The sequence below is a fragment of the Stenotrophomonas maltophilia genome (genome assembly GCF_004920835.1).
Classification (GTDB): Bacteria; Pseudomonadota; Gammaproteobacteria; order Xanthomonadales; family Xanthomonadaceae; genus Stenotrophomonas; species Stenotrophomonas maltophilia_AQ.
On sequence record NZ_QFHO01000005.1, the window covers coordinates 79,021 to 93,157 of the forward strand.

14 protein-coding genes are annotated in these 14,137 nt (G+C 66.7%); 8 read left to right on the forward strand and 6 right to left on the reverse strand.

Features of this window, described 5'->3' with window-relative positions; all coding sequences use genetic code 11:
- Positions 1-45: 45 nt before the first annotated feature.
- Together DI041_RS05785 and gloA are read right to left on the reverse strand one after the other, a co-directional pair.
- A complete protein-coding gene (locus tag DI041_RS05785) occupies positions 46-474 on the reverse strand; it encodes a VOC family protein (protein WP_065724641.1) in 429 nt (142 codons plus the stop codon).
- A 93-nt stretch (positions 475-567) separates the two neighbouring features.
- Complete coding sequence (gloA, locus tag DI041_RS05790; protein ID WP_136639044.1) at positions 568-1,083, reverse strand: lactoylglutathione lyase; 516 nt, start codon at positions 1,081-1,083, stop codon at positions 568-570.
- 125 nt (positions 1,084-1,208) lie between these two features.
- Between gloA and DI041_RS05795 the strand changes: the two genes are divergently transcribed.
- Entirely contained in the window at positions 1,209-2,321 is a 1,113-nt protein-coding gene (locus DI041_RS05795; RefSeq protein ID WP_046984989.1) for a PLP-dependent cysteine synthase family protein, read from the forward strand.
- 100 nt (positions 2,322-2,421) lie between these two features.
- On the opposite strand, the gene DI041_RS05800 is transcribed toward DI041_RS05795, so the two are convergent.
- Positions 2,422-2,826, reverse strand: a complete 405-nt coding sequence (locus DI041_RS05800) for a hypothetical protein (RefSeq protein WP_046984990.1) — start codon at positions 2,824-2,826, stop codon at positions 2,422-2,424.
- Positions 2,827-2,996: 170 nt separating this feature from the next.
- Here DI041_RS05800 and DI041_RS05805 point away from each other — a divergent pair, with 170 nt between their 5' ends.
- The gene (locus DI041_RS05805) at positions 2,997-5,027 is read left to right on the forward strand and encodes a M3 family metallopeptidase (RefSeq protein WP_136639043.1); all 2,031 of its coding nucleotides are present in this window, start codon (positions 2,997-2,999) and stop codon (positions 5,025-5,027) included.
- 138 nt (positions 5,028-5,165) lie between these two features.
- Here the strand turns inward: DI041_RS05805 and DI041_RS05810 are convergent, their stop codons facing one another.
- Positions 5,166-5,969 carry an SDR family oxidoreductase gene (locus DI041_RS05810; protein WP_136639042.1) on the reverse strand — a complete coding sequence of 268 codons (804 nt, stop codon included), beginning with the start codon at positions 5,967-5,969 and terminating at the stop codon, positions 5,166-5,168.
- Positions 5,966-6,532 (reverse strand): DUF1415 domain-containing protein, encoded by a 567-nt coding sequence (locus tag DI041_RS05815; protein WP_032129027.1) that lies wholly within the window; start codon positions 6,530-6,532, stop codon positions 5,966-5,968. The genes DI041_RS05810 and DI041_RS05815 overlap by 4 nt, the downstream gene beginning before the upstream one ends.
- 192 nt (positions 6,533-6,724) lie before the next feature.
- Here DI041_RS05815 and DI041_RS05820 point away from each other — a divergent pair, with 192 nt between their 5' ends.
- The 3 genes from DI041_RS05820 (at position 6,725) to DI041_RS05830 (ending at position 10,634) form a co-directional block, all read left to right on the forward strand.
- Complete coding sequence (locus DI041_RS05820) at positions 6,725-8,191, forward strand: benzaldehyde dehydrogenase (RefSeq protein WP_136639041.1); 1,467 nt, start codon at positions 6,725-6,727, stop codon at positions 8,189-8,191.
- A gap of 17 nt (positions 8,192-8,208) precedes the next feature.
- The gene (locus DI041_RS05825; RefSeq protein ID WP_006393723.1) at positions 8,209-9,336 is read left to right on the forward strand and encodes an NAD(P)-dependent alcohol dehydrogenase; all 1,128 of its coding nucleotides are present in this window, start codon (positions 8,209-8,211) and stop codon (positions 9,334-9,336) included.
- A 203-nt stretch (positions 9,337-9,539) separates the two neighbouring features.
- Positions 9,540-10,634, forward strand: a complete 1,095-nt coding sequence (locus DI041_RS05830) for a helix-turn-helix domain-containing protein (RefSeq protein ID WP_248298545.1) — start codon at positions 9,540-9,542, stop codon at positions 10,632-10,634.
- A gap of 35 nt (positions 10,635-10,669) precedes the next feature.
- On the opposite strand, the gene DI041_RS05835 is transcribed toward DI041_RS05830, so the two are convergent.
- Positions 10,670-11,152: a YajQ family cyclic di-GMP-binding protein gene (locus DI041_RS05835; protein WP_006471121.1), complete on the reverse strand. Its 483-nt coding sequence runs from the start codon at positions 11,150-11,152 to the stop codon at positions 10,670-10,672.
- A gap of 179 nt (positions 11,153-11,331) precedes the next feature.
- On the opposite strand from DI041_RS05835, the gene DI041_RS05840 reads away from it, so the two are divergent.
- The 3 genes from DI041_RS05840 (at position 11,332) to DI041_RS05850 (ending at position 14,131) form a co-directional block, all read left to right on the forward strand.
- Complete coding sequence (locus DI041_RS05840) at positions 11,332-12,228, forward strand: DMT family transporter (protein ID WP_012512153.1); 897 nt, start codon at positions 11,332-11,334, stop codon at positions 12,226-12,228.
- A 209-nt stretch (positions 12,229-12,437) separates the two neighbouring features.
- Positions 12,438-13,445 carry a methionine ABC transporter ATP-binding protein gene (locus DI041_RS05845; protein WP_136639040.1) on the forward strand — a complete coding sequence of 336 codons (1,008 nt, stop codon included), beginning with the start codon at positions 12,438-12,440 and terminating at the stop codon, positions 13,443-13,445.
- Positions 13,442-14,131 (forward strand): methionine ABC transporter permease, encoded by a 690-nt coding sequence (locus DI041_RS05850; RefSeq protein WP_046984997.1) that lies wholly within the window; start codon positions 13,442-13,444, stop codon positions 14,129-14,131. Before DI041_RS05845 ends, DI041_RS05850 begins: the two co-directional genes overlap by 4 nt.
- Positions 14,132-14,137: the final 6 nt, after the last annotated feature.

The following is a 14,137-nucleotide window of genomic DNA, read 5'->3' on the forward strand; positions in this document are numbered from 1 at the left end:
GAAGCCGGGCATTGCCCGGCTTCTTCGTTCACGGCTTCGGTGAAATCAGAAAGTGACCTTCACCGAGTCGGCGCTGTAGTTCGCCGGGCCGTGGTAGACCACTTCGATGTTGTTGCCATCCGGATCAATCACGAACGCGCCGTAGTAACCGGGGTGGTAGGGGCGCTCGCCGGGTGCGCCGTTGTCCTTGCCTCCGGCAGCGATGGCCGCAGTGTGGAAGGCATCGACGGTGGCGCTGTCGCGGGCCTGGAACGCCAGGTGGTGGCGGCCGGTCAGCTGGCCGGCGGCGGCTTCGCTGCTGGCGCTGGAAATGAACAGCTCGTCGGCCCAGAAGTAATCATCGCCTTCGCCGGCGATCGGGATGCCGATCGTATCGAACACCGCCTGGTAGAAACGCCGGCTGGCGGCCAGGTCGCGTACGACCAGCTGGATGTGGTCGATCAGTCGCCCGCGGTGCAGTTCCATCGTTTCCATACCAACCTCGCAAAAAAAGGGGACGGAGGGGATCAGGTCGCTTCCGGCCAATAGTGCCAGAAACGACTTGATCCCCTCCGTCCCCTTTTGGGGTCAGTTGGAGATGATCTCGACCCAGTAGCCGTCCGGGTCCTTGATGAAGGCCAGGTTCTTCATGCGGCCGTCGGTGAGGCGCTTCTGGAAGGTCACGCCCAGGTCCTCGAAGCGCTGGCAGGCGGCCTCGATATCCGGCACTGACACGCAGATGTGGCCGAAGCCGCGCGGGTCGCTGTTGCCGTCGTGGTAGACCGCGCCGTCCTGGCTCTCGGTGCCGTGGTTGTGGGTCAGCTCCAGCACGCCCGGCAGGCCGGCCATCCACACGCGACGGGCGTCGTCATCCTCGGGTACCACGGCGCCGGCCGGTACGTAGGCCAGGAAGTACAGGCTGAACTGGGCTTCGGCGAAGTCGCGCTTGTCGATCAGCTGGTAGCCGAGCACGCGGGTGTAGAAGTCCAGCGAGGCGGTGATGTCCTTCACCCGCAGCATGGTGTGGTTGAACACGAAGCCGGTGGTTTCGGCCGGAGCCTGGGCGGCGACGCCGGGGACATCGCGCAGGGCGGGAATGGTCATGGGGGAGGTCCTTCAGACAGGGCCGTTGCCGGCCGGATAGCTTCATTCTACCGGCCAGCACCTGACGGCACCGCGACGTACAATGGCTGGATCGCACCGTTCCGTCCTGATGACCATTGCCCGCCATGTCGCAGCGTGAATGGGTGGCCGCCGCCATCCGCAAGATCGAAGCCGATTTCAACCGTTCCGCCGATACCCACCTGATCCCGTTGGCGCTGCCCGGGTTCGAGGGCATCGATGTGTACCTGAAGGATGAATCGAGCCATCCCACCGGCAGCCTCAAGCACCGGCTGGCCCGCTCGCTGTTCCTGTATGCGTTGACCAACGGCTGGTTGCGCGAGGGGCGGCCGGTGATCGAGGCATCCAGCGGTTCGACCGCGGTGTCCGAAGCCTATTTCGCGCGTCTGCTGGGCCTGCCGTTCATCGCGGTGATTCCGGCCACGACCTCGCCGGAAAAGATCGCAGCGATCGAGTTCCATGGTGGCCGCTGCCACCTGGTCGAGCGCGCCTGCGATCTCAACTGTGATTCGGAGAAGCTGGCCCGCGAGACCGGCGGCCACTTCATGGATCAGTTCACCTACGCCGAGCGTGCCACCGACTGGCGCGCCAACAACAACATCGCCGAATCCATCTTCAAGCAGATGGCCGAAGAGCCCAGCCCGGTTCCGGAATGGATCGTGTGCAGCCCCGGTACCGGCGGTACCGCGGCCACGCTGGGCCGCTATGTCAGCTACCGCCGGCATGACACCCGCATCCTCTGCGCGGACCCGGAAGTGTCGGTGTTCTTCGATGGCTATCAGGCTGCCGTGGCCGGCCAGCAGGACTGGCGCGGCCTGACCTGCAGCGGCGGTTCGCGCGTGGAAGGTATCGGCCGGCCGCGGGTGGAACCGAGCTTCATTCCGACCAGTGTGGATGCGATGGTGAAGGTGCCCGATGCACTGAGCCTGGCCGCGATGCGCCATGTCAGCCGCCAGCTCGGCCGACGCGTGGGTGGCTCCACCGGTACCAATTTCATCGGCGTGCTGCAGGCTGCGCAGTGGATGCGCGAGGCCGGCCACCAGGGCAGCATCGTCAGCATCCTGTGCGACAGCGGTGAGCGCTACGCGCAGAGCTACTACGACCCGGCGTGGTATGCACGGCAGGGTATCGATGTGCAGGGGGCCGACGCGCAGCTGGCTGCTGCGGTAGCCGGGCAGGGCCTGCCGCAACTGCCGTGGTGCAGCCTGGAAGCGCTGTAGCCGGCCGGCATTCCGCCGGGCATGGCCCGGCGCTACCGATCGTGCTGGGAGGGTAGCGCCGGGCCATGCCCGGCGAGCGCAGCGGTGTGTCGCACCCCGATCAATACCCCGCTGCGGTGAACGCATCCAGCACTGCATCGCGCAGCGCATCGGGCAATGCCTCGATGTCCATCGCGCGATCATCCAGGTGCAGGCTCGGGTCCAGGCCGCTGGCCCGGCCCTGGGCCAGTGCCTGCAGCCACAGCAGCACGCAGATCACAAACTCGCGCTCATGGCCCAGCCGCAGCTGGCTGGCGCCGCGTTCGATCACCTCGAACGGGTACCACTCCTGGGCATCGTTGAAGGTGCCGCCCTGCTGAAGCACGGCCTGCAACTGCTGCAGGTGGCGCGGGGCGTCGTCGCCGGCATCGCACAGCGCGGCGATCCAGGTCAGCTCGGCCGCGCTGGCGGACAACGCCAGCGACCGCGCCGATGAGACGGATGCAACTGCAGCCAGACCTTCCATGTGGGCCCTCGTTGGGTACCTACCGCTGCGGACTCCCCCGCAGCCAGAGCTTCGAACCGCGACCGTAAGGCCGACGTGAATACCGGGCAGCGCCCCCTTGTCAGCCACGCCCGGCAGCGCCATATCTACCGTGCTGCCCGCCTGTCGGGCCCGTACCCTGGAGATCTGCCGTGACCGTTGCCAACCCCCTGCTCGATTTTTCCGGCCTGCCGCGCTTCGAGGCGATCCGCCCCGAGCACGTGGCGCCGGCGCTGGACGTGCTGCTGGCCGAGGCCGAAGCCGCCGTCAGCGCAGCCGAGCAGGTGCAGCCGGTGCGCTGGGAGACCTTCGTTGCCCCGCTGGACGATGCCACCGAACGCCTGTGGCGCGCTTGGGGCCTGGTCGGCCACCTGCAGGGCGTGGTCAACACCCCGGAACTGCGCGAGGTCTACAACAGCAACCTGCCACGGGTGACCCGTTTCGCCAGTGCGCTGGGCCAGAACCTGGCGTTGTACCGGCAGTACCAGACCCTGGCTGCCAGCGCCGAGGCGGCGCACTTTGACGAGGCCCAGCGCAAGGTGCTGGACAACACGTTGCGCGATTTCCGCTTGGGTGGCGCTGAGCTGGCACCCGAGGCGCAGCAGCGTTTCGCGGCAATCAAGGAAGAGCTGTCGGCGCTGTCGGCGAAGTTCTCGCAGAACGTGCTCGACGCCACTGATGCGTGGTCGCTGATCATCGAGGACGAAGCGCGACTGAAGGGCCTGCCGGAAGACGTGAAGGCTGCCGCGCATGCTGCAGCAGAGAAGGACGGCAAGACCGGCTGGAAACTGACCTTGCAGATGCCGTGCTACCTGCCGGTGCAGACCTGGGGTGAGGACCGCGACCTGCGCGAGATCCTTTACCGCGCCAGCGCACAGCGTGCGTCCGAGTTCGGCGACGATGCATTGGACAACAGCGGTAACATCGACCGCATCCTGGCCTTGCGCGCTGAACTGGCCGCGCTGCTCGGTTTCGGCTCGTATGGCGATTATTCGGTGGCGACCAAGATGGCGCAGGACCCGGCCGAGGTGCTCGGTTTCCTGCGTGACCTGGCCGCGCGCGCCAAGCCGTTCGCCGCCAAGGACCGCGCCGAGCTGGAGCAGTTCGCCCGCGAGCATCTCGGTATCGACAGCCTGCAGGCCTGGGATCTGGCGTTCGCCGCCGACCGCCTGAAGCAGGCGCGTTACAGCTACTCCGAGCAGGAAGTGAAGCAGTATTTCACCGAACCGAAGGTACTCGGCGGCCTGTTCTCGGTGATCGAGCAGCTGTACGGCCTGCGCGTGCAGGAAGACAGCGCGCCGGTCTGGCATGAGGACGTGCGCTTCTTCCGCCTGGTGGATGCGCAGGGCGCCCTGGTGGGCCAGTTCTACCTGGACCTGTACGCCCGCGAGGGCAAGCGTGGCGGCGCGTGGATGGATGACTGCCGCAACCGTCGCGAGCGTACCGACGGCAGCGTGCAGACGCCGCTGGTCTACCTGGTGTGCAACTTTGGTCGCGGTGCCAACGGTAAGCCGGCTACCTTCAGCCACAATGAAGTGACCACCCTGTTCCATGAGATGGGCCACGGCCTGCATCAGCTGCTGACCCGCATCGGCGAACTGGGCGTGGCCGGCATCAACGGCGTGGAATGGGACGCGGTGGAGCTGCCCAGCCAGTTCATGGAGAACTTCTGCTGGGAATGGGACCACCTGCAGGGCATGACCGGGCATGTGGAAACGGGTGAGCCGCTGCCGCGCGCGCTGTACGAGCGCATGCTGGCCGCACGCAACTTCCATAGCGGCATGGCCACCGTTCGCCAGCTGGAGTTCGGCCTGTTCGACATGCTGCTGCACAGCCAGTTCGAGCCGGCGCAGGACAGCGTGCTGGCACTGCTCGACCGCGTGCGCGCGGAAGTGGCGGTGAACCATCCGCCGGTCTGGAACCGCTTCCCGCATCAGTTCAGCCACATCTTTGCCGGCGGCTACGCAGCCGGTTACTACAGCTACAAGTGGGCCGAGGTGCTGAGCGCCGATGCCTATGCGGCGTTCGAGGAGGCGCCGCAGGCGCTGGCTGAAACCGGCGCGCGCTTCCGCGAAGAGATCCTTTCTCGTGGTGGCAGTCGCCCGGCGGCGGAGAACTTCAAGGCCTTCCGTGGCCGCGCGCCGCAGATCGATGCGCTGCTGCGCCATTCGGGCATGGCGTAAGGCCAACGATCATCCACGCATGGCGTGGATCTACCGGAATGTTCGGACATGGCGTAACGCCTTGGTAGGCGCCAACCTTGGTTGGCGAAAAGCCCAGGCCAACCAAGGTTGGCCTCTACCGGGCGTCGCGCCGTGGGATCATTCGACGTAGATCATCTTCCGGGTCATGCCGCCGTCCACGATGAAGTCCTGGCCGGTGGTGAAACCGGACAGCGACGACAGCAGGTACACCGCCAGTGCACCGATGTCTTCGGGGCGGCCGACCCGGCCCACCGGGTGTTGCGCATGGTCGATGGCTGAGTATTCCGGCGCGTGGCGCCGTGAGGGTGCCTGCCACGCAGTGGTGCCGATCCAGCCGGGGCTGATGCTGTTCACCCGCACCGCCGGCCCGCTGCTGATCGCCAGCGCGTGGGTGAAGGCGACCAGTCCACCCTTGGCTGCGGCATAGGCTTCGCTGTGTGATTCGGATTGCCACGCGCGGGTCGAGGCGATGTTGATGATCGCGCCGGCAGCATTCGCCGAGAGTGCCGGCAGCGCATGCTTGCTGCACAGGAATGCACCATGCAGCGAGGACAGACGGCGCTGCCATTCGTTCCAGTCCATGTCCTGCAGCAACGTCCCGTGCGGTCCAGCGATGCCCGCGTTGTTGACCAGCCCATCGATGCGACCGAAATGCTGCAGGGCTACGGCGATGAAAGCGCGCACGCTGGCTTCATCGGTGATGTCCAACGGTTGGAACGCGGCATCGTCGCCGCGCCGCCATTCCGCCAGGCACGCTTCGCCAGCCTCGGCGTCCAGATCGCCGATCAGCACGCGTCCACCGGCACCGAGCACGGCCTGGGCAATGCCACGGCCGATGCCGTTGGCGCCGCCGGTGACCAGCACGACCTTGCCCGACAGTGGCGCGGCCGGCCATGCAGCAATCGGCGGCACCGTGCTCACGTCAGGTCTTCGCCGCGCAGGCGGCGGTGCCAGCCGTCCACACCGATGCGGTCCAGGGTCTGGATGTTGCGCTCGACGATCACGTCCGGGTCCGGATAGACATCCACCGCGCGTGCCACGCTGTCTTCGCGCAGCAGGTGCAGGGTGGGGAAGGGCGCGCGATTGGTGTAGTTGCTGGCGTCGTCTGCGGCCACGCCATCGAACTGGTAGTCCGGGTGGAAGCTGGCCACCTGCAGGATGCCCTGCAGGTCCAGCGCTTCGATGGCCGCGTCGGCGTTGTCGAGGAAATCGTTGTAGTCGAGGAAGTCGGTCAACACCTGCGGATGCACGATCAGGGTGGTGTCGATCTGCTCGGCCGGGGTATCGCGCAGCAGCACCAGCTCCTCGGCCAGCTGTTCAACCAGGGCTTCCGGCGTGGTCGCATCGCTGAGCACGATGCGGACCTGGTCCTTCACGTACACCGCCTTGGCGAACGGGCACAGGTTCAGGCCGATGACGATGCGCTCCAGCCACAGGCGGGTGGCGGCGATCGGGTCATCGGTGGGCAGGTGGGAATCGGTCATGGCGGGCACGTGGCTGGCGGGGCCGCCATTGTAGGCAGTGTGCCGGTGCTGCGCTGTCCACTGTGCAGGAACTGGACAGTGGCGAAGCTGGAAATCCCCGAAGATTCAAACCGTTGCGCGCTACCGATGGATGGCCGATTGCCAGCCCGGGGCGACGGGCGTGGAATGGATGCACGACACAGGAGGACACCCATGACTGCATCTTCCCCGTGGCTGCCGGACGCTCTCTGGGCCGGCGCCTTCTTCGATGGGCACTGGCAGGCTGCTGTGCAGCGGCAGCCGGTGATCGAACCGGCTACCGGCCAGTCGCTCGGCGAGATCGGCCTGGCGGAACCGGCGCAGGTGGCGCGTTCGGCAGCTACCGCTGCGCAGGCACAACGGGCGTGGGCCGCCGCACCGTATGAACAGCGCGCCGAGGTGCTGCGCAAGGCTGCGCGGCTGGCCGAGGAGAACATCGATACCCTCATCGACTGGCTGGTCCGCGAAAGCGGCTCGACCCGCCTCAAGGCTGGCTTCGAGGCCAAGGTGACGATCAAGGCGCTGCAGGAGGCCGCCGCACTGCCGTCGCGCAGCGTGGGCGAGATCCTGCCCTCTGAACCGGGGCGGCTGAACCTGGCACGGCGCCGGCCGCTGGGCGTGGTGGGGATCATTTCGCCGTTCAATTTCCCGCTGTACCTGGCAATGCGCGCGGTGGCCCCGGCGATTGCACTCGGCAATGCAGTGGTACTCAAGCCCGATCCGCGCACGGCGGTGTGTGGTGGCGCGGTGATCGCGCGTTTGTTCGAGCAGGCCGACCTGCCGGCGGGCGTGCTGCACATGCTGCCGGGTGACGGTGCGGCCGGTGCTGCACTGACCAGCGATCCGAACGTGGCGATGATCCAGTTCACAGGCTCCACGGCGGCCGGGCGCAAGGTGGGCGAGGCCGCGGGCAAGCACCTGAAAAAGGTCTCGCTGGAGCTGGGGGGCAAGAATTCGCTGATCATTCTCGACGATGCCGACCTCGATCTGGCGGTGGCCAACACTGCGTGGGGTGTCTACCTGCACCAGGGCCAGATCTGCATGGCGACCGGCCGCGTGCTGGTGCACCGGAAGATCCACGCCGCGTTCCTGCAGAAGCTGGTGGCGAAGGCCAACGCGCTCAAGGTGGGCGATCCTGCACGCGAGGACGTAGCGATAGGCCCGCTGATCAACGCCGGTCAGCGCGACCACGCCGTGCGCGTGGTCGAGCAGGCGGTACAGGCCGGCGCCACGCTGGAAGCGGGCGGTACGCACCGGGACCTGTTCTTCGCACCGACCGTGCTTGGCAACGTCGCGGCCGACAATCCGGCATTCAACGAAGAAATCTTCGCGCCGGTGGCGGTGGTGGTGCCGTTCGACGATGACGACGAAGCCGTGCGTTTGGCCAACGACAGCGAGTACGGACTGTCGATGGCGATCATTTCCAGCAATGTCGGCCGCGCGCTGAAGATCGGCGAACGCCTGCGCACCGGCCTGCTGCACATCAACGATCAGACCGTGAACGACGAGGTGATCAATCCTTTCGGTGGCGTCGGCGCATCCGGCAACGGCACCAGTATCGGTGGCCCGGCCAACGGCGAAGAATTCACCCAGTGGCAGTGGCTGACCGTCAAGGGCGAAGCGCCCGCCTATCCGATCTGATCCAGGAGGATCCACGTATGAACATTGACACTGCAACCCGTGAGATCACCGCCGCCGTGGTACGCGGCAAGGAACAACCTTTCGTCATCGAGCAGGCCACGCTGCGCGGCCCACAGGACGACGAAGTGCTGGTGAAGGTGGTGGCCACGGGCCTGTGCCATACCGACCTGATCGTGCGCGACCAGTACTATCCGGTGCCGTTGCCGGCGGTGCTTGGCCATGAAGGCGCCGGCATCGTTGAAGCGGTCGGGCCCAACGTCAAGGAACTGAAGGCCGGCGATCATGTGGTGCTGACCTACGGTGCCTGTGGCCACTGCAATCCCTGCCGTGGCGGCCACGGCGCGTATTGCCGCGATTTCTTTGCGCTCAACTTCGGTGGCGACGATGGTCACGGCCATACCGCGATCACCGATGCGCAGGGCCAGTCGTTGCACGACCACTTCTTCGCACAGTCCTCGTTCGCCACCTACGCACTCGCACGCGAGATCAATGCAATCAAGGTGCCGGACGATGCACCGCTGGAACTGCTCGGCCCGTTGGGCTGTGGCATCCAGACCGGCGCGGGCGCGGTGCTCAACTCGCTGCAGGTGCGGTCCGGCAGCAGCTTCGCCAGTTACGGTGCCGGTGCAGTCGGCCTGAGCGCGGTGATGGCGGCCAAGGTGGCTGGCGCCACCACCATCATCGCCATCGATGTGGTGCCGTCGCGCCTGGAATTGGCGCTGGAGCTGGGGGCCACCCACGTGATCAACAGCCGCGAGACCGATGTGGTCGAGGCCGTGCGTGCGATCACCGGCGGCGGCGCTGATTTTGCGCTGGAATCGACCGGTCGCCCGGAAGTGCTCTCCGCCGGCATCGAAGCGCTCGGCGGGCTTGGCATGATGGGCGTGGTCGGTGCGCCGAAGCTGGGCACCACCGCCAGTTTCGATGTGAACAACCTGCTGCTCGGCGGTCGCAGCATCCGCGGCATCGTCGAGGGTGACAGCGTGCCGCAGGTGTTCATTCCGCAGCTGGTGACACTGTTCCAGCAGGGCCGTTTCCCGTTCGACAAGCTGGTGAAGTTCTATCCGCTGGAACAGATCAACCAGGCCGCCGAAGACAGCACCCGTGGCATCACGTTGAAGCCGATCCTGCGCATCGCGGCGTAAGTGCAGGGGGGCACGGCTGGGTGCGGCCCCCCGCCTTGGACAGGTCTCCGCGATCTGTTGGACATGCGATGGGGTCGGAGCCGATTTCCTCCGGAAAGCGGCTCCGACCCCTTGATTGATTGGGTAAGGAATCCCTGGCGGAAACGTTCCGTTGCCGTGGCGTAACACGGGCATGGCGAACGCGGGTGTACTCTGCCTCCATGATGGCTTCCGCACTGGGACAACAACAGTTGGTGGCCGCCCGGGCGGCCTTCGCCGAGGGGGATGCGCGGTCATTGGGCCTCCTGCCCTTGCCGCTGCAGCAGTCGTGGCAGCGCTCACGTGCGGCCGGTCTGCAGCCGGGGCAGGAGCCGGACTACCGGCCGCTGCTGGGCGATGGCCGCCATCTGTCCCATCCCGATGACAGACGCCTGGCGCGCTGCGTGCAGCCGGAGCTGCAACAACTCTGGGCGGCCTTCGGTGGGCGTGGCTGGACGATGTTCTGCGCCAACCGCGACGGCATGGTGGTCGCGCAGCAGGCGCATGGCCTGGAAGACGCGCCCCTGTTAAGGCCGATCCAGGTTGGCCGACGGCTGGGCGAGAGCGAAATCGGCACCACGGCACCGGCGGTCAGCCTGGCCGACGACCTGCCGGCACTGGTGCGTGGCAACGAGCACTACCTGCAGCGTTTCGCCCCGGTGTTCTGCCTCAGCGAGCCGCTGCACGATCTCGACGGCAAGGTCTTCGGGGTGATCGACATCACCGGCCTGGGTGAGCGCGATCCGTCCTTGCTGCAGGGCTATTTCCGGCAGGCGGCACTGGCCAGCGAGAACCGCCTGTTCCATGCCCTCACCGACGTGCACCTGCTGGCCGTGCAGCATGATCCACGCTGGCTGGCGTCGCCGCTGCAGGGGCTGCTGGCGGTGCAGGAGGACGGCCAGCTGCGCGCGGCCAACCGCGTTGCAAGGCGCCTGTTGGGTCTGCCACGGCGCGGGCCGCTGCCGTTGCTGAGTCTGGAGGCGCTGTTTGCCGGTGCCAGTGCGGCGCAACGGCGTCGCCTGCTGCAACCGGGTGCGCCGCATCGGGTCCGTCTGGGCGAGGGCAGTGCGGTCTACCTGCAGCATCTGCAGGCACCGCGAGGTGCATTGCGGCGCGGCGCGCGGCGGAGTGCGCCGACAAACCCGGGTGCGCCGCAGCTGCGTGACCAGCAACGAGAGGCGGCACGGCGTGCGGCACAGGCCGCAGACGGCAATCTCAGTCTGGCCGCACGCCAGCTGGGTATCTCGCGCACCACGCTGTACAAGCTGCTGCGCGATTGACCGGAAGGTCGCCGGGCATGGCCCGGCGGCATCCATCAGTCGCGGAAGTTGTTGAACTGCAGCGGCAGCTCGAACTTGCCGGCCTTCAGCACGGCGATGGCGTCCTGCAGGTCGTCGCGCTTCTTGCCCTGCACGCGCAGCTTGTCGCCGTTGATCTGGCTCTCCACCTTCAGCTTGGCATCCTTCAGTGCCGCGGCGATCTTCTTGGCGATCTTCTGCTCGATGCCCTGCTTGACGGTGATCTTCTGCCGGGCCTGCGCCAGGTTGGTTTCGATATCGCCGAATTCCAGGCTGAGCACGTCGATGCCGCGCGCGGCCAGGCGTGCACGCAGGATGTCGTTCATCTGCTTGAGCTGGAACTCGGTCGGCGCAGTCTGGTTGATGACATCGCCATCGCGTTCGAACTTGGCATCCACGCCCTTGAAATCGAAGCGGGTGGCGAGCTCGCGGTTGGCCTGGTCGATGGCGTTGGTCAGCTCGTGGGTGTCGACTTCGGACACGACGTCGAAGGAAGGCATGGGCGGTACTCCGCAGAATTCAGTGGCGGCCATTCTATCGCGCCGGCCTGCATGCCCGCTTTCTGTAGCCATGCTCGGCTGCTTTGTGAAGAGCAGCCGAGCATGGCTCGACTCTACAAGACGGCCAGCCAGGCTTGGCTCGGCGCTACATAAGAGCAACAGGCGGGCGATAATGGGCCATGAACCTGCAACGCTCTCCCTCGCGCGCGGTGACCTGGATGGTTGCGGCGGTCGCCTGTTTCTCGCTGATGGACGCTGGCATGAAACAGCTGTCGGCCAGCTATCCCACCCTGGAAGTGACCTTCCTGCGTGGCGCGGCCTCGCTGCCGTTCGTGCTGGTCTGGGTACTGGTCAGCGCCGGCCCGCGCTCGCTGATCCCGCGTCGCTGGGGGTTGCACCTGCTGCGTGGCGCGCTGGGCATGGCGATGATCGGCTGCTTCGTGTTCGCCCTGCGCGATCTGCCGCTGTCCACCGCCTACACCATCTATTTTGTCGCCCCGCTGCTGATCGCCGCGTTGTCGGTGCCGCTGCTGGGTGAACGGGTCGGCCCGCGGCGCTGGGTGGCCATCGGCATCGGCCTGATCGGCGTGCTGGTGGTACTGCGGCCGGGCGTGGACGGCTTCATCTCGGTGCCAGGGTTGATGGTGCTGGCGGCGGCCACCGCCTATGCCATCGCCGCGATCACGGTCAGCCTGCTGACCCGCACCGATACCTCGCAGTCGATGGTGGTCTGGTTCCTGGTGATCATGGCCATCGGCGCCGGCCTGCTGGCGATTCCGGGCTGGGTGCCGCTGCAGCTGGCGCATGCGCCGCTGATCGCCGGTATGGGGCTGGCCGGAGCGCTGGGCCAGATTGCCCTGACCAAGGCGTTCCAGCTGGGCGAGGCCTCGATGATCGCGCCGCTGGAGTACAGCGGCCTGGTCTGGGTGATCGGCTGGGATCTGGCCTTCTGGGGCCAGCTGCCGGATGGCTATACCTGGGTGGGAGCGGCGATCATTGTCGCCTCCGGCCTGTACCTGCTGCACCGCGAGCGGGTGAACCGGCAGGAGCCGCCGAAGCCGCTGGATCATCCCTGAGTCGGTTGGGCCGGGGAATGGGGTTAGAGCCCCTGCGGGGATCCGGCCCCGGGGTCGGATCCCGCAGGGGCTCTGACCCCAGCCAACGCTCCGGTTTGGGTGACTTAGAACCAAAAGGAATAACATTCTGGCCCATGGCGCGGGCGCGCAAGCCCCCACGCTGGTAGGCTGCACGCCCCCTTCCCCCACCCAGCCGGTGAGTCACGCCCGTGATCGAGTTCCAGCGCCTGCACAAATCCTATGCCGTTGCCGGCCGCGAAGTCAGCGCGCTGCAACCGCTGGACCTGACCATCGAGGCCGGTGAGGTGTTCGGCATCATCGGCCATTCCGGCGCCGGCAAGTCGACCCTGATCCGCATGATCAACCGCCTGGAAGAGCCCAGCGGTGGACGGCTGTTGATCGGCGGCGAGGATGTCACCGCGCTGGACCCGGACGGCCTGCGCGCGCTGCGTCGGCGCATCGGCATGATCTTCCAGCACTTCAACCTGCTGTCTTCGCGCACGGTGGCGGGCAACGTCGCCTTCCCGCTGGAGCTGGCCGGTACGCCGAAGACGGAGATCGACGCGCGCGTGGCCGAGCTGCTGCAGACCGTCGGCCTGGAAGCGCATGCGCAGAAATACCCGGCCCAGTTGTCCGGTGGCCAGAAGCAGCGCGTCGGCATCGCCCGTGCGCTGGCGACCCGCCCGCAGATCCTGCTGTGCGACGAGGCGACCAGTGCGCTCGACCCGCAGACCACCGCCTCGGTGTTGTCACTGCTGTCGAAGATCAACCGCGAGCTGGGCCTCACCATCGTGCTGATCACCCACGAGATGGACGTGATCCGCCGCGTCTGCGACCGCGTCGCTGTGCTTGATGCCGGCCAGATGGTCGAGACCGGCCCGGTCACTCGGGTGTTCCTGCACCCGAAGCATCCGACCACGCGCCGTTTCGTCAGCGAATCGGAGCACGTGGATGAAGGCGCGCTGCACCGCGATTTCGACGTCGTCGGCGGTCGCATCGTGCGCCTGACCTTCCTCGGCGGCGACACCTATGAACCCCTGCTCGGCAGCGTCGCCCGCCAGACTGGGGTCGATTACAACATCTTGTCCGGCCGCATCGATCGGATCAAGGACACCCCGTATGGCCAGCTGGTGGTCGCCCTGGTGGGCGGTGACCAGTCCGCCGCGCAGGCCGCATTCGTGGCCGCCGGCGTGCACGTTGAGGAACTGCGTCGATGATCGCCGCCACTGCTGAAGGTTTCTTCCGCCACCTGGATGCGGACAAATGGGTGGATATCGGCAAGGCGACCATCGAGACGCTGCTGATGATGGCCGGTTCGCTGCCACTGACTCTGGCCATTGGTTTGCCGATGGGCGTGTTGTTGTACGTGTTCGGGGCGCCGCAGCTGAAGCGCCGGCCCTTCGCCTACGGCGTGCTGGCGTTGGTGGTGAACCTGCTGCGCTCGGTACCGTTCATCATCCTGATGGTGGTGCTGATCCCGGTGTCGCTGTGGCTGATGGGCCAGTCGATCGGTGTGCTCGGCACGCTGCCCGCACTGGTCATCGGTGCGGCACCGTTCTACGCGCGGCTGGTCGAGACTGCTCTGCGTGAAGTAGACCGCGGTGTGGTCGAGGCGGCACAGGCGATGGGCGCCACCACCTGGCAACTGGTCAGCCGGGTACTGTTGCCCGAAGCTCGCCCGGGCCTGATTGCAGCCGCGACCGTGACCACGGTGGCGCTGGTCGGGTTCACGGCAATGGGCGGTGCGATTGGTTCCGGTGGCCTGGGCGACCTGGCACTTCGCGAAGGCTACCAGCGCAACCGTACCGACGTGGCCCTGGTCACCGTGGTGGTATTGCTGGTGCTGGTGCAGCTGCTGCAGATGCTCGGCGACCGCCTGGTCACGCATTACAGCCGCAAATAATCGGTT